Source organism: Brevundimonas sp. SGAir0440 (assembly GCF_005484585.1).
Taxonomy (GTDB): domain Bacteria; phylum Pseudomonadota; class Alphaproteobacteria; order Caulobacterales; family Caulobacteraceae; genus Brevundimonas.
The window spans coordinates 90756-106975 of the sequence record NZ_CP039435.1; the positions used below are offsets into that span (position 1 = coordinate 90756).

General features: G+C 67.1%; 16 protein-coding genes. 9 read left to right on the plus strand and 7 right to left on the minus strand.

Annotated features, from left to right (window positions below; translation table 11 throughout):
* Positions 1 to 13 precede the first annotated feature (13 nt).
* From phnC to E7T10_RS00460, 7 genes are all read left to right on the plus strand, one after another.
* The gene (gene phnC, locus E7T10_RS00430; RefSeq protein WP_017506638.1) at positions 14 to 823 is read left to right on the plus strand and encodes a phosphonate ABC transporter ATP-binding protein; all 810 of its coding nucleotides are present in this window, start codon (positions 14 to 16) and stop codon (positions 821 to 823) included.
* Positions 820 to 1836 (plus strand): phosphate/phosphite/phosphonate ABC transporter substrate-binding protein, encoded by a 1017-nt coding sequence (gene phnD, locus E7T10_RS00435; RefSeq protein ID WP_137720273.1) that lies wholly within the window; start codon positions 820 to 822, stop codon positions 1834 to 1836. Before phnC ends, phnD begins: the two co-directional genes overlap by 4 nt.
* On the plus strand, positions 1833 to 2645 hold the full coding sequence (gene phnE, locus E7T10_RS00440) for a phosphonate ABC transporter, permease protein PhnE (RefSeq protein ID WP_137720274.1): 813 nt from the start codon (positions 1833 to 1835) through the stop codon (positions 2643 to 2645). The genes phnD and phnE overlap by 4 nt, the downstream gene beginning before the upstream one ends.
* A 79-nt stretch (positions 2646 to 2724) precedes the next feature.
* Positions 2725 to 3792 (plus strand): substrate-binding domain-containing protein, encoded by a 1068-nt coding sequence (locus E7T10_RS00445; protein WP_137720275.1) that lies wholly within the window; start codon positions 2725 to 2727, stop codon positions 3790 to 3792.
* A 120-nt stretch (positions 3793 to 3912) separates the two neighbouring features.
* Positions 3913 to 4791 carry a UTP--glucose-1-phosphate uridylyltransferase GalU gene (galU, locus tag E7T10_RS00450; RefSeq protein ID WP_137720276.1) on the plus strand — a complete coding sequence of 293 codons (879 nt, stop codon included), beginning with the start codon at positions 3913 to 3915 and terminating at the stop codon, positions 4789 to 4791.
* Positions 4792 to 4892: 101 nt separating this feature from the next.
* Positions 4893 to 5690 (plus strand): enoyl-ACP reductase, encoded by a 798-nt coding sequence (locus tag E7T10_RS00455; RefSeq protein ID WP_168189969.1) that lies wholly within the window; start codon positions 4893 to 4895, stop codon positions 5688 to 5690.
* 78 nt (positions 5691 to 5768) lie between these two features.
* On the plus strand, positions 5769 to 6932 hold the full coding sequence (locus E7T10_RS00460; RefSeq protein WP_137720278.1) for a benzoate/H(+) symporter BenE family transporter: 1164 nt from the start codon (positions 5769 to 5771) through the stop codon (positions 6930 to 6932).
* 15 nt (positions 6933 to 6947) lie between these two features.
* On the opposite strand, the gene E7T10_RS00465 is transcribed toward E7T10_RS00460, so the two are convergent.
* The 5 genes from E7T10_RS00465 to ffh all read right to left on the minus strand — a co-directional run bounded on the left by E7T10_RS00465 (position 6948) and on the right by ffh (position 10864).
* A complete protein-coding gene (locus E7T10_RS00465; protein WP_137720279.1) occupies positions 6948 to 7343 on the minus strand; it encodes a DUF3597 domain-containing protein in 396 nt (131 codons plus the stop codon).
* 57 nt (positions 7344 to 7400) lie between these two features.
* Complete coding sequence (locus E7T10_RS00470) at positions 7401 to 8102, minus strand: glutathione S-transferase N-terminal domain-containing protein (RefSeq protein ID WP_137720280.1); 702 nt, start codon at positions 8100 to 8102, stop codon at positions 7401 to 7403.
* Between the two features lie 83 nt (positions 8103 to 8185).
* Positions 8186 to 8713 carry a ribosome maturation factor RimM gene (gene rimM, locus E7T10_RS00475; protein ID WP_137720281.1) on the minus strand — a complete coding sequence of 176 codons (528 nt, stop codon included), beginning with the start codon at positions 8711 to 8713 and terminating at the stop codon, positions 8186 to 8188.
* A 69-nt stretch (positions 8714 to 8782) separates the two neighbouring features.
* Positions 8783 to 9304, minus strand: a complete 522-nt coding sequence (rpsP, locus tag E7T10_RS00480) for a 30S ribosomal protein S16 (RefSeq protein WP_017506628.1) — start codon at positions 9302 to 9304, stop codon at positions 8783 to 8785.
* A gap of 24 nt (positions 9305 to 9328) precedes the next feature.
* Complete coding sequence (gene ffh, locus E7T10_RS00485) at positions 9329 to 10864, minus strand: signal recognition particle protein (protein WP_137720282.1); 1536 nt, start codon at positions 10862 to 10864, stop codon at positions 9329 to 9331.
* Between the two features lie 314 nt (positions 10865 to 11178).
* On the opposite strand from ffh, the gene E7T10_RS00490 reads away from it, so the two are divergent.
* Entirely contained in the window at positions 11179 to 12384 is a 1206-nt protein-coding gene (locus E7T10_RS00490) for a saccharopine dehydrogenase family protein (RefSeq protein WP_137720283.1), read from the plus strand.
* 13 nt (positions 12385 to 12397) lie between these two features.
* On the plus strand, positions 12398 to 13570 hold the full coding sequence (locus E7T10_RS00495; protein ID WP_137720284.1) for a carboxynorspermidine decarboxylase: 1173 nt from the start codon (positions 12398 to 12400) through the stop codon (positions 13568 to 13570).
* 39 nt (positions 13571 to 13609) lie between these two features.
* Here the strand turns inward: E7T10_RS00495 and E7T10_RS00500 are convergent, their stop codons facing one another.
* On the minus strand, positions 13610 to 14986 hold the full coding sequence (locus E7T10_RS00500; RefSeq protein WP_137720285.1) for a S41 family peptidase: 1377 nt from the start codon (positions 14984 to 14986) through the stop codon (positions 13610 to 13612).
* 139 nt (positions 14987 to 15125) lie between these two features.
* Positions 15126 to 16220 carry a murein hydrolase activator EnvC gene (locus tag E7T10_RS00505; RefSeq protein WP_137720286.1) on the minus strand — a complete coding sequence of 365 codons (1095 nt, stop codon included), beginning with the start codon at positions 16218 to 16220 and terminating at the stop codon, positions 15126 to 15128.

Below are 16220 nucleotides of genomic sequence, written 5' to 3' on the forward strand. Positions count from 1 at the left end.
TCCTAGCGAGTTCATGAGTTCATCCGCAGCCGCCGCCGCCCCTGGGCTAGTCCTGGCGCGTGACGTGTCGAAGACCTTCGGATCGCGAAAGGCGCTGGACGGCGTCTCGATTTCCGTGGCCTCCGGCGAAATGGTCGCCCTGATCGGTCCGTCCGGTTCGGGCAAGTCCACCCTGCTCCGCTCCATCACCGGCCTGCAGTCGATCGATGCGGGCGCCGGCACGATCCAGGTGTTCGGCGAGACCGTGCAGAAGGACGGCCGGGTCACCGGCGCCGTGCGCAAGGCGCGCAGCAAGCTGGGCATGATCTTCCAGCAGTTCAATCTGGTCGGGCGTCTGAGCCTGTTCTCCAACGTCATGCTGGGCGCGCTGGGGCGTCTGCCCGGATGGAAGGGCCTGCTGGGCCTGTGGCCCCAAGCGGACAAGGACAAGGCCATGGCGGCCCTGCACCGCGTCGGCGTCAGCGACTACGCCGCCCAGCGCGCCAACACCCTGTCCGGCGGCCAGCAGCAGCGCGGCGCCATCGCCCGCGCCATCGTCCAGGGCGCAAAGGCCATTCTGGCCGACGAACCCGTCGCCTCGCTGGACCCGGTGTCCGCCCGCAAGGTGATGGAACTGCTGGTCGAGCTGAACAAGCGCGACGGCATGGGGGTGATCGTCACCCTGCACCAGGTCGACTACGCCATCCGCTACTGCGACCGCGTCATCGCCCTGCAAGGCGGCAAGATCGTCTATGACGGCCCGTCCACGGCGCTGGACCAAAAGCGCCTGATCGAAATCTACGGTCCCGAGTTCGAGGACGCGTTCTGGGAGACCAAGGCATGAGCCTGTCGCGCATTTCCCCTACTCGCCGCCTGTTTGCTGCGGCCGGCGCTGCCGTCATGATCCTGGGCCTGGTGGCCTGCGGCGGCGGCGAGGACAAGAAGGCTGCGGGCGGCGCGCCCAGCGAGATCACCTTCTCGATCCTGTCCGCCGAAGGCCAGGCCTCGGCCGGCCCTCTGTGGCAGCCGCTGCTGGACGACATGTCCAAGGCCATAGGCGTGCCGGTGAAGCCTTACTTTGGTTCGAACTACACCGTCCTGGTCGAGGCCATGCGCGGCAACCACACCCAGGTGGGCTGGTTCTCGGCCAAGCCTGAGGTCGAGGCCATCGACCGCGCCAAAGCCGAGGTCATCGCTCGCACCGTCAACCGCGAAGGTCTGGACAGCTATCAGTCCACCCTGATCGTCAAGAAAGGGTCGGGCATCACGCTGGATCAGGTCATGGCGTGCGGCAAGAAGTACAACTTCGGCATCGGCGACGCCCAGTCGACGTCGGGCACGCTGGCCCCGCTGACCTTCCTGTTCAATCCGCGCGGGGTGGTCCCCAGCCAGTGCTTCAAGACCGTGCGCTCGGCCAACCACCAGGCCAACGCCTTCGGCGTGGCGACCGGCGTGATCGACGTGGCCACCTCCAACAGCGTGAACACCATCTTCATGCGCAAGGAGAACCCGCAGCTGGCCGGCCAGATCGAGGAAATCTGGACCTCGCCGCCGATCCCCGAGAGCGGCATCGTCGTACGCGAGGACCTGGATCCGGCGCTGAAGGAAAAGATCCGCAGCTTCTTCCTGACCTATGGCCAGGGCGAAGGCGCCGAGGCCGAGCGGCAGCGCAAGGTTCTGGCGGACCTGGAATATTCCCGCTTCACCGCCGCCGACGACAGCTATCTGGACCCGATCCGCGAAATGATCGCCGACCAGAAACTGGGCGAGGCCCGCGCCAAGGGCGATACGGCCGCCGCCGCCGCCGCCGAGCGCGAGCTTCAACGCCTGCGCAGCCTGCGTGAGGTCCGGCCTTGACCGCAGTCGCGTCTCCCGCCGTCGCGATTCCGGCGGCGCCCAAGAAGTCCGCCCTCGCTTGGGTCGCCGACGTCCTGGTCTGGGGCGGCGTCGCCGCCGTCCTGCTGTACAGCATCGACGCGGTCGATCTGGGCAACATCTCGCGCCTGTTCGCCGGCAACGACAGCACCCAGCTGTTCGTCCATGACCTGCTGCGTCCCGACTTCAGCGACTGGAAGATGTTCGTCGCCAAGATGTGGGAGACGGTGCAGATCGCCCTGTGGGGCACCTTCCTGGCCGTGATCCTGGGCATTCCGCTCGGTCTGGCGGCGGCGCGCAACATCGCGCCCGTCTGGATCGTGACGCCCGTGCGCTGGATCATGAACCTGCTGCGTTCGGTGCCGGATCTGGTGATCGGCCTGCTGTTCGTGACCGCCGTGGGCCTGGGGCCTCTGGCGGGCGTTCTGGCCATCACCCTGAATACGGCCGGGGTTCTGGCCAAGCTGTTCTCGGAAGCGGTCGAGTCGATCGACAAGGGTCCGGTCGAGGGCGTGCGCGCCACCGGCGCGGGCAAGCTGCACGAGATCGTCTGGGGCGTCCTGCCTCAGGTCGCGCCGCTGTGGACCTCATTCGCCCTGTACCGCTTTGAATCCAACAGCCGGTCCGCGACCGTGCTGGGTCTGATCGGCGCGGGCGGCATCGGCCAGGTGCTGTTCGACAGCATGAACGCCTTCGATTTCCGCGCCGTCTCGGCCATCGTGATCGTCGTCGTGGTCGCCGTGACCCTGATCGACACCCTGTCGCAGGTGATGCGCCGCCGCCTGCTGTAGCGGCGGCGGTTCCCTTCGCGGGACTGTCATAATCCTCTGCTCTAAGCATCGCGAAATCGATGCTCAGGGAGAGCCTTGGATGATCCGCACACTGAAACTGGCGGCTTCGGCCGCCGCCCTTCTGGCCCTGGCGGCCTGTGGCGACAACGGCGGGGGCGGCTCCGCCTCCGGCGCGCGCTCCGGCATCTGGGCGGCCGGTTCGTCGACAGTCTTCCCCTTCGCCACGCGGGTCGCCGAGACCTTCGCGCGCGGTTCGGGCGGCGCGGCGCCGCGCGTCGAATCGCTGGGCACCGGCGGCGGCATCCAGGCCTTCTGCCAGGGCGTCGGCCCGACCACCCCGGACATCGCCAACGCCTCGCGTCAGATGAAGCAGTCCGAGTTCGATCTGTGCGCCAAGAACGGCGTCACCGACATCGTCGAGATCAAGATCGGCTTCGACGGCATCGTCATCGCCACGGCCCGTAACGGCAACGGCTTCAACTTCGAACTGAACGACCTGTACGAAGGCCTGGCCAAGGAAGTGCCGGGCGCCGACGGTCAGTTCGTCGCCAATCCGGCCAAGACCTGGAACCAGGTCAACGCCGGCCTGCCGAACCAGCGCATCCAGGTCTATGGCCCGCCGCCCACCTCGGGCACGCGCGACGCCTTCCTGGAGCTGGGCATGACGCCGGGCGCCAAGCTGGTGCCGGCCGTCAAGGCGATCGAAGGCGACAAGGACCGGTTCGAAGCCATCGCCCACACCCTGCGCGAGGACGGCGCCTGGATCGATTCCGGCGAGAACGACAACGCCATCGTCCAGACCCTGACCCGCACGCCGGGTTCGCTGGGCGTGTTCGGCTATTCGTTCCTGGAGCAGAACCTGGATACGGTGAAGGCCGAGACCATCGACGGCGTCGCCCCCACCGCCGACACCATCGCCAGCGGCGCCTATCCGCTGTCGCGCAGCCTGTACATCTATGTGAAGAAGGCCCATATCGGCGTCATTCCGGGCCTGCAGCAGTTCGTGCAGGAGTTCCTGTCGGAAGGCGCCGCCGGCAAGGGCGGCTATCTGGCCGACCGCGGCCTGATCCCGCTGCCGGAGGACCAGCTGCTGGCCCAGCGCGCGACCATCGCCGCCATGACCCCGATGGCCCGCCCCGCCAAATAAGGCGGAACCTGACCGCCGTTCCGCCCCTTTTTTCACCGGTTCGCCCCGTTGAAGCGCGAAGCGCTTCAACTGAAGCGCACGAGGCCGTAGAAGGGGCGGGATAGCTGTCAGGATGATTTGATGACCACCACGCCCGCGCGCCTGCGCAAGGCCGTACTGCCCGTCGCGGGCCTCGGCACCCGGGTCCTGCCCGGCACCAAGACGACCCCCAAGGAACTGCTGAACGTCGTCGACCGGCCGATCCTGTCCTACATCGTCGAAGAGGCGCGCGAGGCCGGGATCGAGCACATCGTCTTCGTCACCGGCCGCTCCAAGGGCGCCATCGAGGACTATTTCGATCACCAGATCGAGCTGGAAGCCCAGCTTCAGGCCAAGGGCAAGACCGACATCCTGGAGATGATGAACGCCGAACTGGCCTCGGCCGGCGAGATGAGCTTCACCCGCCAGATGCAGCCCAAGGGCCTGGGCCACGCCGTCTGGTGCGCGCGCGACATCATCGGGCACGAGCCGTTCGCCGTCATCCTGCCCGACGTCATCGTGGATTCGCAGCCCGGCGCCCTGAAACAGTTGGCCGAGGTCTATGCCGAAACCGGCGGCAACATCATCGGCGTGGAATCCGTCCCCGAAGATCAGACCCACAAATACGGCATCGTCGATCCGGTCAGCCGCGACGGTGCGCGCATCGTCATGAAGGGCATGGTCGAAAAGCCCGCCGCCGGAACTGCGCCGTCCAACCTGTCGATCTCGGGCCGTTACATCCTGCAGCCGGAAATCTTCGACCTGTTGGCGACGCAGGAAAAGGGCGCGGGCGGCGAGATCCAGCTGACCGACGCCATGGCGCGACTGATGGCGGACCAGAGCTTCACCGCCGTGGAATATGAAGGCGTCACGCACGACTGCGGCGACAAGATCGGCCTGCTGCGCGCCAACGTCGCCCTGGCCCTAAAACGCCCCGACCTGGGCGACGCCGCGCGCGAGGCGATCGCGGGCCTGCTGTGACGCTGGGGAAGGCAGCGGGGGTTCCGGTTTACGCCCGCCCCTGCTAACCCTCCGCGCAAATCATCAGGAGACGAACCATGGCGACTTCCGAAGGCTGGGACATGCCGACCGGCGACCTCATGAAGGGCAAGAAGGGCCTGATCATGGGCGTGGCCAACTCCAGCTCCATCGCCTGGGGCATCGCCTCGCAGCTGGCCGCCCAGGGCGCCGAGCTGGCCTTCACCTATCTGGGCGAGAGCCTGGAGCGTCGCGTGCGTCCGCTGGCCGAGAGCGTTGGCGCCAAGCTGCTGATCCCGGCCGACGTCACCGACGACGCCTCGATGGATGCGGCCTTCGCCGAGCTGGAAAGGACCTTCGGCACGATCGACTTCGTCGTCCATTCGGTGGCCTTTGCCAACAAGGATGAGTTGAAGGGCAGCTTCGTGGACAACACCACGCGCGACAGCTTCCTTCTGGCCATGAACATCTCGGCCTTCAGCTTCGTGGACGTGTCGCGTCGCGCGGCCAAGCTGATGCCGAACGGCGGCAGCTTGATCACCCTGACCTATCTGGGGTCCGAGCGGGTCATTCCGAACTACAACACCATGGGCGTCGCCAAGGCCGCGCTGGAAGCCGCGACCCGCTATATCGCGCGCGACCTGGGTCCCAAGAACATCCGCGTCAACGCCATCTCGGCCGGGGCCATGCGCACCCTGTCGCTGGCCGGCATCTCGGGCGGGCGCGGCCTGCACTCCAAGTCGGCGCAGTTCTCGCTGATCAAGGAAGAGACCTCGATGGAAGGCGTCGCGGGCGCGGCCCTGTGGCTGTGTTCGGACCTGGGCCGTTCGACCACGGGCGAAGTCGTCCACGTCGATGCGGGCTTCCACGCCGTGGGCCTGCCGGAAGACATCGAAGGCTGATCTAGGAGGGCTGATCCCAGCCTTCCGCCACCTGAAGCGACGGTTTAAGGCCGGGGCATGACTGCTCCGGCCTTTTCCATGCGCGCACTGCCCGCCTCGGCCTTTTCGTCCGCCGCGGTGGCGACGGTGATCGGGTTCGGCGGGACGGTCGCCCTGGTGGTCCAGGCCGGCCAGGCCCTGGGGGCGGACGCAGGCCAGATCGGGTCGATGGTGACGGCCCTGTGCCTGGGCATCGGCTTGCCCGGCGCGGTGCTGAGCTGGCGGCTGAAGATCCCCGTCGTGCTGGCTTGGTCCACGCCGGGGGCGGCCCTGCTGGCGGCCTCGACTCTGGGCCTGTCCTGGCCGACGGCCATCGGCGCCTTCGTCTTCGCCGCCTTGCTGATGATCCTGACCGGCCTGATCCCGGTGCTGGGGCGGCTAGCGGGGCGGATCCCGGCGGCCATCGCCTCGGCCATGCTGGCGGGGGTGCTGCTGCCCTTCGTGCTGAGACTGTTCAAGGTGGCGCCAGACGAGACGGCCTTGGTCGTCGGGCTGATCGCGGTGTTCCTGGTCTTTCGACGGCTGTGGCCGACCTGGGCCTTGCCCGCCGTGCTGGCGGCGGCCTTTGCGGTCCTGGCGATGCGGGGGCAGTTGGCCCTGCCGGCCGGGACCGGACTGTTCGGCCATCTGGAGCCGGTCGCGCCAGTCTTCGACTGGAAGGCGGCGGTCAGCGTTGGCTTTCCGTTGTTTCTGGTAACGCTGGCGGCCCAGAACCTGCCTGGGCTGGTGGTGCTGCAGAGCGCCGGCTATCCGCCGCCCGCCAATCGACTGATCCTGTCCACCGGCGTCGCCAGCCTGCTGATCGCACCGTTCGGCGGGCATGGGGTCAATCTGGCGGCGATCACGGCGGCGATCTGCACTGGGCCGGACGCCCATTCCGATCCCACCAGGCGTTGGATCGTGGGCGTGATCTATGGCGGTCTTTATCTGGTCGTGGCCCTGTTCGCCGCGCCGCTGGCCGGACTGTTCATCGCCATGCCGCCCGCTGTGCTGACGGCGGTGACGGGTCTGGCGCTGATCGCGCCATTGATCGGCGCGATGCAGACCATGATGACGGAGGTCGGATCGCGCGAGGCGGCCGTGCTGACGTTTGCGGCGACGGCTTCGGGCCTGACCCTGTTCGGCGTCGGATCGGCCTTCTGGGGTCTGGTCGTGGGGTTTGCGGCGTTGGCCGCGATGCGCTGGATCAGACCGCCGGCCTGATCCAGCGAGAGGCGATTAATCCCGCAGCGAGGCCGGGACCTGACCGCCGTTTTCGGCCAGCTTCTGCCAGACGGCCTTGGACAGGGCGATGTTCTGTTCGGCCGAGCCGTGCTCGCCGGCGTGGACGTTCAGTTCCTCGGCCAGTTCCTTGCGGGCGGCCAAACTGGAATCCAAGTCCAACAGCTTCAGAAGATCGACGATCGAGGTGCGCCAGTTGCCGCCGCCGCCCTTGGACGCCGCCAGATCGCTGAGCACCGCCTCGACATCGACGGGCGGCAAGGCCGGTGCGGCGGTCGGAGCCGGCGCAGCGTTAGGAGCAGGGATTCCGGCCGTCGAGGCCGGCGTTGGAACGGGGGCCGCCTTCGGCTTGTGGCCCGTGATCTTGTTCCAGATCGAAGAGAAGATGCCCATCGGTCGCGCTCCTGTTGGTTGTGAGCAGACAACGCGACCGACGGGGCGAGGTTCAGATCAGTCACGCGCCGGAATGTTGAGGCCGCGCTGCACGGCGGGGCGGGCCAGGCCGCGCTCAAGCCAGGCGGCGACGCGCGGGAAGTCGGCGAAGCCGACGATCTCGCCTGCTTCGTAGAAGCCGATCAGGTTGCGGACCCAGCCCAGGGTGGCGACATCGGCGATGGAATAGTCGCCGACAAGCCAGTCCCGGCCCTCAAGCCGCGTTTCCAGCACGCCGAGCAGGCGGCGGCTTTCGGCGACGTAGCGGTCGCGCGGGCGCTTGTCCTCGTAGTCCTTGCCGGCGAAGCGGTGGAAGAAGCCCAGTTGGCCGAACATAGGGCCGATCGCGCCCATCTGGAACATCACCCACTGGATCGTCTCATAGCGGGTCGCCGGATCGGCCGAGAGCAGTTTGCCGGTCTTCTCCGCCAGATAGATCAGGATGGCGCCGGATTCGAACAGGGCCAGCGGCTTTCCTTTCGGGCCGTTCGGATCGAGGATGGCGGGGATCTTGCCGTTGGGGTTCAGCGACAGAAACTCCGGCCCCCAGGTCTCGTTCTTGGTGATGTCGATCAGGTGCGGCTCATAGGCCAGGCCGACCTCTTCCAGCATGATCGAAACCTTCACCCCATTGGGCGTCGGCAGGGAATACAGCTGGATGCGATCGGGATGCTGGGCCGGCCAGCGTTGCGTGATCGGAAAGGCGGACAGGTCGGTCATGGGTGCGGCCTCGGCTATTGCGATAGGCCTATGTCGGCGCCGTCCGGGCGATCCGCAACACCGACGGGAGCGGTGACGAAACTTCAGTCCGGCTCGCGCTCGCCCACCTCGGTCGGCGGAACGGCCATGAGCCAGCCGTCGGCCAGATGCAGTTCCGGCGTCGCTTCCTTCGTGAAGGGCAGATACCAGGTCGGGCCGCCGGCGGCGGGCGCAATCTCCAGCATGTCGTCTGCGCCGAAATTCTGGACCGATTTCACCGTGCCCATGACGGCGCCCGCCGTGTCGCGGACCTGAACGCCCAGTAGATCGGCGAGGTAGAATTCGTCCTCGTCCGGCTCGGGGAACCGGTCGCGGGGGACGTGCAGCTTCAGGCCGCGCAGGGCGTCGGCCTGTTCCTTTGTGGTAATCTCCTTAGCCCGGCCGACGACGCCGTTCTTGTCGGGCCGCGTCGAGGTCAGGGTCAGGGCCACGGTGCCATCGGCGCGCAATAGAGGGCCATAGGCGGTCAGGGCCAGGGGATCGGCGGTGAAGGCGGTCACCCGCACCTCGCCCCGCACGCCGAAGCCGCCGCCGACCTGGCCGACGAGGATCAATCTGCTGTCCGTGGTCATGCGCGTTCTTAACCCATGAAAAAGGCGGCGTCGAAAGACGCCGCCCTGATCATCGTCAAACCGAAAGGCTTAGCCTTCGGCCTTTTCCTCGGTCGCTTCAGCAGCCGGGGCCTCTTCGGCGGGCGCTTCTTCAGCAGCGGGAGCGTTCTTGGCGGCTTCGGCGGCGGCGGCGGCCTCTTCCTTGGCGCGGGCGGCGGCTTCAGCAGCCTCGACCTTGGCGGCGGCTTCGGCTTCCAGGCGGTCGGCTTCGCGCTGGGCGCGCTCGGCGGCGCGCTCTTGCGCCTTCTTGCCCGGAGCGCCCTTGTTCGGGTTGTTCGACTGGGTCCACTTGACCTTCTGGCCCAGGGTCTCGTCCTGCGACAGGAAGCGGGCGACGCGGTCGGTCGGCTGGGCGCCCTTGCCGAGCCATTCGGCGATGCGCTCGACCTTCAGGGCGACGCGCGGGGTGGCGCCGTCCTTGGGCAGCATCGGGTTGTAGCTGCCGACCTTCTCGATGAACTTGCCGTCGCGCGGCGAGTGCGAGTCGGCGATGACGATGTGGTAGTAGGGGCGCTTCTTGGCGCCGCCGCGGGCCAGACGAATCTTCAGCATTTCAGGTCTCTTTCTAGGAAGTCGTTATTTCTTGGGAGGGAAGCCCGGTAAGCCCGGAAGGCCTCCCGGAAGTTGTCCGCCGCCCAGTCCGGCGAGCCGGTCCTGGATGGCTTTCAGATCGTCGGCGGAGGGTTCGGCCATCTTGCCGCCGCCCAATGCCTTGAGGCGGGCCATATCGGGGCCGGCACCGCCCATCCCGGGCATGCCGCCGCCAAGGCCGCCCAGCATGGCGGCCATCTGCTGCATCTTCTTGGGTCCGCCGCGCGCCATCGACTTGACCACATCGGCCATCTGGCGGTGCTGTTTCAGAACCCGGTTCACGTCCTGCACATCGACCCCGGCGCCGGCGGCGATGCGCTTCTTGCGCGAGGCGTTCAGCAGGTCGGGTTTCTTGCGCTCGGCCTTGGTCATCGAGGAGATAATGGCTTCTTGACGCAGGATCATGCGGTCGTCGATGCCGCTCTCGGCCATCTGACCCTTCATCTTGGCCACGCCGGGCAGCATGCCCATGATGCCCTGAAGCCCGCCCATCCGCTTCATCTGCTGAAGATGACCGGCCAGGTCATCCAGATCAAACTGGCCCTTGGCCAGTTTGCGGGCCATCTTCTCGGCCTTGGCCTGGTCCAGATCCTGGCTGGCCTTTTCGACCAGGGCGACGATATCGCCCTGACCCAGGATGCGGCCGGCGACGCGACGGGCGTCGAACACGTCCAGCGCATCGACCTTTTCGCCGGCGCCCAGATATTTGATCGGCAGGCCGGTGACGGCGCGCATCGACAGCATGGCACCGCCGCGACCGTCGCCGTCGGCGCGGGTCAGAACCAGGCCGGTCAGGGGCAGGCGCTCGTGGAAAGCCTTGGCGGTGCGAACGGCGTCCTGGCCGGTCAGACTGTCGGCGACCAGCAGGGTCTCGACGGGCTTGGCGATGTCGGCGACCTCGGCGACCTCGTTCATCAGCCCTTCGTCCAGGGTGATGCGGCCGGCGGTGTCGAGGATCAGGACGTCGAAGCCCTGGAGTTTCGCCGATTGCAGCGCCCGGCGCGTGATCTGGACGGCGCTTTCGCCCGCCACGATCGGCAGGGTGGCGACCTCGATCTGCTTGCCCAGGGTCGCCAGCTGTTCCATCGCGGCCGGACGACGCGTGTCCAGCGAGGCCATCATGACCTTCTTGCGATCGAATTTGGTCAGGCGCAGCGCCAGCTTGGCCGAGGTCGTGGTCTTGCCCGAGCCCTGAAGGCCGGCCATCAGCACAACGGCGGGCGGGTTGGCATTGGTGTTCAGCGGGACCGGCTCTTCGCCGCCCAGCATCTCGATCAGGCCGTCATAGACGATCTTGACCACCTGATCGGCCGGCTTGACCGAACGGATGACCTCTTCGCCCGTCGCGCGCTCGGTAGCGAAGGCGATGAATTCCTTGACGACCGGCAGGGCGACGTCGGCCTCGAGCAGGGCCACGCGCACTTCGCGCATCGCCTCGGCGACATCCTTTTCGGACAGGGCGCCGCGCCCGGTGATCCGGTCGAAGACGCCTGTCAGCCGCTCGTTCAGAGCCTCGAACATTCACTACCTCATGGCGACGGGTGAAACGGCTCCATACGACAACGGCCCCCGGCGACGATCACGTCGGCGGAGGGTTCTCGCCGGGCTCGTCTCATCGAAATGAGGGTCGTCCCGGTGGAGACGCAGGTTCACTTGCGTCGGAAGCGGCGGCTTATGGCGGAAAAACCGTACAAAGGCAACCGGAGCGATCCGGTCACGCTATAACAGCCAATATCGGCGCAGGGATTTAGCGGATTGTCATCATCGTGCTAAGAGCCGCGCCCTTTATAGGGGCGGCGTTGTCGCCAGGGTTTCAGACTTCGGGAGAAGCACAGATGAGCAAGGTGCTGGTTATCGGCGCAGGCGGCGTCAGTTCGGTGGCCGTCCACAAGATGGCGATGAACGCGGACATCTTCTCGCATATCACCCTGGCGAGCCGGACCAAGTCCAAGTGCGATGCGATCGCCCAGTCCGTGAAGTCGCGCTTCGGCGTCGACATCGACACGGCCGCCATCGACGCCGACGACGTGGCGGCGACCACGGCGTTGATCCAGAAGGTGCAGCCCGAACTGGTCGTGAACCTGGCCCTGCCCTATCAGGACCTGTCGATCATGGACGCCTGCCTGGCCGCCGGCGTCGACTATCTGGATACCGCCAACTACGAGCCGCGCGACGAGGCCAAGTTCGAATACAAGTGGCAGTGGGCCTATCAGGACCGCTTCAAGGACGCCGGCCTGATGGCGCTGCTGGGTTCGGGCTTCGACCCCGGCGTGACCTCGGTCTTCACCACCTACATCAAGAAGCACCTGCTGGATTCCATCGAGACGCTGGACATCCTGGACTGCAACGGCGGCGATACCGGCCTGCCCTTTGCGACCAACTTCAACCCCGAGATCAACCTGCGCGAAGTGACGGCGAACTCGCGTCACTGGGAGAACGGCCAGTGGGTCGAAGGCCCGGCGCTGAGCCACAAACAGACCTTCGACTTCGAAGGCGTGGGGCCGAAGAACATGTACCTCATGTACCATGAGGAGCTGGAATCGCTGGCGAAGTTCTACCCCGAGATCAAGCGCATCCGCTTCTGGATGACGTTCGGCGACAGCTATCTGAAGCACCTCGAAGTGCTGGAAAACATCGGCATGACCTCGATTGAGCCGATGCAATTCCAGGGCCGCGAGATCATTCCGATCGAGTTCCTGAAGGCCCTGCTGCCCGAGCCGGCCTCGCTGGGTCCGATCACAAAGGGCAAGACCAACATCGGCGTCATCGCCACCGGCCTGAAGGACGGGGTCAAGAAGACAGTCTACGTCAACAACATCTGCGACCACGAAGAGGCGTATGCCGAGACCGGCAACCAGGCCGTCAGCTACACCACCGGCGTGCCGGCCATGATCGGCGCGGCCCTGATGGTGACGGGCCAGTGGAAGGGCGACGGCGTGTTCAACATGGAGCAGCTGGACCCCGATCCCTTCATGGACATGCTGAACAAGCACGGCCTGCCGTGGAAGGTTCAGGACCTGGACGCCCCTCTGGACTTCTGATCGGACCGACTGAATGCAGACCCAGGCCGGCGATCCGGGCGCCTTTGCGCATTTCGACCTGAACCGCGTCGCCTCGCCCGCCTTCGTGGTGGACGAGGCGGCCATCCGTCGCAATCTGTCCGTGCTGAAAGGCGTGCGCGACGGGGCGGAGGCGCGCGTGCTTCTGGCGCTGAAGGCGTTTTCGATGTGGTCGCTGGCCGATGTGGTCGGCGACTACCTCGACGGGGTCTGCGCCTCGGGCCTGTGGGAGGCGCGGCTGGCCCGCGAGTTCTACACGGGCGAGCTGACCACCTATTCGCCGGCCTATACGGCGCAGGACCTGCCTGAGATCCTGCGTCTGTCGGACCACGTCATCTTCAACAACCCGGCCCAGATCGCCCGCTTCGCCGATCTGATCGCCAAGGCCCGGGCTGAAGGGCAGGCGTTCGAGATCGGCCTGCGGCTGAACCCCGAACATTCCGAAGGCGAGGTCGCCAAATACGACCCGGCCCAGCCCTGCTCGCGCCTGGGCTTTCCGGTGTCGCAACTGACGGCCGACCATCTGATCGGCGTGGATGGTCTGCACATCCATGCGCTGTGCGAGCAGGATTTCCAGCCGCTGTCGCGCATCTGGGCGGCGGTGGAGCCGAAGCTGGCGCCGCTGCTGGGCGGGATCAAATGGCTGAACCTGGGCGGGGGGCACCACATCACCCGCGCCGACTATCAGACTGACGAACTGATCGCCTTCGTGCGCGATCTGCAGGCCCGGCACGGGGTTCGGGTCTATCTGGAGCCGGGCGAGGCCGTGGCGCTGGACGCCGGCATCCTGATCGGCGAGGTGCTGGACGTGTTCGACAACGGCATGCCCATCGGCATCACCGACATCTCGGCGACCTGCCATATGCCCGATGTGATCGAGGCGCCCTATCGCCCCGCGCTGCTGAAAGAGCCCGAACATGGGGTGACGGTGCGGCTGGGCGGACCGTCGTGCCTGGCCGGCGACATCATCGGCGACTACGTCTTCGCCGAACGGCCGACGCCGGGAACACGGATCGCGTTTCTGGACCAGGCCCACTATTCGATGGTGAAGACCAACACCTTCAACGGCGTACCGCTGCCGTCCATCGTGCTGTGGAACAGCGAGACGGATGCGCTGAGGACGGTGCGCGCGTTCGACTATTCGGCCTTCCGCGACCGCCTGTCGTAGCCGCAAGAAAAAGGGCGGCTCGCGCCGCCCTTCCCTGACCTATTCTTCCTTCGGTTCGTCCGCCGCCGGTTCGGCGTCGGGCTTGGGCGTCGAGCCCGGTTCGGTGACAACGATGCCTTCGGGCGCGGCCGGCAGTTTCGACAGGTCGCCGCCGGCGCGCAGGACGTCCAGCGCGCGCTGAAGCTGATAGTCCTTTTCCTTGTCGAACTTGTCGCCCGGAGCTTCGCGTGGGGTGTGCGGACCCTTGCGCTCGGCGCCGATGGAGGCGTCCAGGGCCGTGGCGTAGGCGGCTTCGGAATAGATGAAGCTGGAGCGCGAGACGATGCGGGCCTCGGCCTCCGAACGCGCGACTTCCAGGTCCGGCTCGATGCCAATCTTCTGGATCGAGGCGCCCGAGGGGGTGTAGTAGCGCGCGGTCGTGATCGACAAGGCGCCGTCCTGGCCCTGACGCAGCGGGATCACGGTCTGGACCGAACCCTTGCCGAAGCTGGTCAGGCCCACGATGGTCGCGCGCTGGTGATCCTTCAGGGCACCGGCGACGATTTCCGACGCCGAGGCCGAGCCGTAGTTGACCAGGACGACCAGCGGCAGGCCGCCGGTGACGTCGCCGGGCTTGGCGGAATAACGCTGAATCTGCTCGGGCTTGCGGCCGCGCTGGCTGACGATCTCGCCGCGTTCCAGGAAGGCGTCGGAGACGTCGATGGCGGCGTTCAGCAGGCCGCCACCGTTGTTGCGCAGGTCCAGGACATAGCCCTTCACGCCCGGCTTCTCAGCCTTGATCTTGGCGATGGCCTCGTTCAGCTCGCGGCCGGTGTTCTCGTTGAAGGTCGAGACGCGCAAGTAACCGAAGTCGCCCTCGACCCGGCCGGTGACCGACTGAACCTTGATGACCTCGCGGGTCAGGGTCACTTCCAGCGGGTCTGAACCGTCGCGCAGGAAGGTCACCTTGACGCTGGTGCCCACGGCGCCGCGCAGCTTTTCGGACACCTGGCTGACCGTCAGGCCCGCCGCGTTCTGGCCCTCGATCGAAGAGATCACGTCCCCCGCCTGGACCCCGGCCCTGGCGGCGGGGCTGTCGTCCATCGGCGAGATGACCTTCACCATGCCGCCGTCGGCGCTGATGGTCAGGCCGACGCCCGAATACTGGCCTTCGGTGCGCTCGCGCAGGTCGTCGTAGTTGGAGGGCGGCAGATAGTTGGAGTGCGGGTCCAGCGCCGTCATCATACCGGCCAGCGCGGCCTCGATCAGCTTCTTGTTGTCGACCGGGACGACGTAGGCCTGCTCGACGATGCCCACCACGTCGCCGAACAGCTCCAGCATGCGGAAGGTTTCGTTTCGCGGGGTCTGGCTGCTGACAGCAGCGGCGGATCCGCCGAGCACCAGAGCGGCGCAGCCGACGAGGAGCAGTTTACGCATTCGGTCTCTTTCGGTCGGGCCGATCACTGTGCGCGCCCGTGGGAAGGTTAAGGCCCCGTCCTCACGACCAAATCGTGGCGACGCGGCGTCCCGCCGATAAAATCAGCGTCAGACGAGAATGCAAAGGACTATTGCGGGTTCACCGCAACCACGGTCCCGGATCGATCGGCCGTTCGTCGCGGCGCAGTTCGAAATAGACATCGCCGTCCGGGCCGCTGCGCCCAAGGGTCTGGCCGTCCGAGACCCGGGCGTCCGGGCCGACATCGACGCTTTCCAGGCCGGCGATGACGGCGCGCCAGCCGGGACCGAGGTCCAGCACCACCACATTGCCCCACCCCGTCAGCGGCCCGGCGTAGGCCACCTTGGCGTCGGCGGGGGCGGTGACGGCTGCGCGGTCGGCCCGCCAGCGCCAGCCGGAGGTTCCGGCGCCCCAGGTCTGGCTGGGCGCGCCGGCGACGGGCGAACTGAGGCGGCCGCGTCCGGCCGGAAGGCGAGCGGTCGGCGTCTCTTCGGCCTGGGTGGTCGGGACCGCGCCGCCCAGTTCGCGAATGCGGCGCTCCAGCACGGCGGCTGCGCGTTCGGCGGCGCGGGCCTCAGCGTTCAGGACGGCGGTCAGGGCGGTCTTGCGCGCCGTCAGCCCCTCGATCTCGCCGCGCCGGTCGCCTTGCTCGCTCTCGGTCGTCAGCAGTCGCTCCGAGGACAGGACGGCGAGGCGGCGGATGCGCATGATCTCGGCCTGACGGGCGGCCAGCACCTTGGCGCGGCTTTCCAAATCCGGCGTCATGGCTTTGAGCAGGATGGAGGCGCGCACCGTGTCGATGGCCTTGTCGGCGGGCACTAGCAAGGGCGGCGGCGGCCGGCGGCTCATCATCTGCAGCGCGCTGAGCAGACGGCCCTGGGCGCCGCGCTCCCGCGCCAAGTCCGTAACCAGTTCGGCCTCGCGCTCGGTCAGTTGCTGGAGGCGGGCGCGCTGATCGTCGATCTGACGGTCGCCGGTCTGTTCGTCGGCCCGCAGCGAGGCCAGGCGGCGCTCCAACTGAGCCAGTTCGGTCTTGGCGGCGTCGGCGTCGGCGCGCAGACGACGGGCGCGCACCGTCTCGTCGCGGTATTCGGCCTGAATGCGCGACAGTTCGCTCTCGGGCGCCTGCCCACCAAAGCTTGGGCGGCTCATCGCCGGGGCGGCGCAGACAAAACCCGTCAGCAGGGCCAGCGATAAGGGTATGGCGCGACGCAT

Bases quoted from the DNA above. Each gene is read 5' to 3' on its own strand.
- phnC (WP_017506638.1), top strand. From the start codon at position 14: ATGAGTTCATCCGCAGCCGCCGCCGCCCCTGGGCTAGTCCTGGCGCGT.
- phnD (WP_137720273.1), top strand. From the start codon at position 820: ATGAGCCTGTCGCGCATTTCCCCTACTCGCCGCCTGTTTGCTGCGGCC.
- E7T10_RS00445 (WP_137720275.1), top strand. From the start codon at position 2,725: ATGATCCGCACACTGAAACTGGCGGCTTCGGCCGCCGCCCTTCTGGCC.
- galU (WP_137720276.1), top strand. From the start codon at position 3,913: ATGACCACCACGCCCGCGCGCCTGCGCAAGGCCGTACTGCCCGTCGCG.
- E7T10_RS00455 (WP_168189969.1), top strand. From the start codon at position 4,893: ATGCCGACCGGCGACCTCATGAAGGGCAAGAAGGGCCTGATCATGGGC.
- E7T10_RS00460 (WP_137720278.1), top strand. From the start codon at position 5,769: ATGCGCGCACTGCCCGCCTCGGCCTTTTCGTCCGCCGCGGTGGCGACG.
- E7T10_RS00465 (WP_137720279.1), bottom strand. From the start codon at position 7,343: ATGGGCATCTTCTCTTCGATCTGGAACAAGATCACGGGCCACAAGCCG.
- E7T10_RS00470 (WP_137720280.1), bottom strand. From the start codon at position 8,102: ATGACCGACCTGTCCGCCTTTCCGATCACGCAACGCTGGCCGGCCCAG.
- rimM (WP_137720281.1), bottom strand. From the start codon at position 8,713: ATGACCACGGACAGCAGATTGATCCTCGTCGGCCAGGTCGGCGGCGGC.
- rpsP (WP_017506628.1), bottom strand. From the start codon at position 9,304: ATGCTGAAGATTCGTCTGGCCCGCGGCGGCGCCAAGAAGCGCCCCTAC.
- ffh (WP_137720282.1), bottom strand. From the start codon at position 10,864: ATGTTCGAGGCTCTGAACGAGCGGCTGACAGGCGTCTTCGACCGGATC.
- E7T10_RS00490 (WP_137720283.1), top strand. From the start codon at position 11,179: ATGAGCAAGGTGCTGGTTATCGGCGCAGGCGGCGTCAGTTCGGTGGCC.
- E7T10_RS00495 (WP_137720284.1), top strand. From the start codon at position 12,398: ATGCAGACCCAGGCCGGCGATCCGGGCGCCTTTGCGCATTTCGACCTG.
- E7T10_RS00500 (WP_137720285.1), bottom strand. From the start codon at position 14,986: ATGCGTAAACTGCTCCTCGTCGGCTGCGCCGCTCTGGTGCTCGGCGGA.
- E7T10_RS00505 (WP_137720286.1), bottom strand. From the start codon at position 16,220: ATGCGTCGCGCCATACCCTTATCGCTGGCCCTGCTGACGGGTTTTGTC.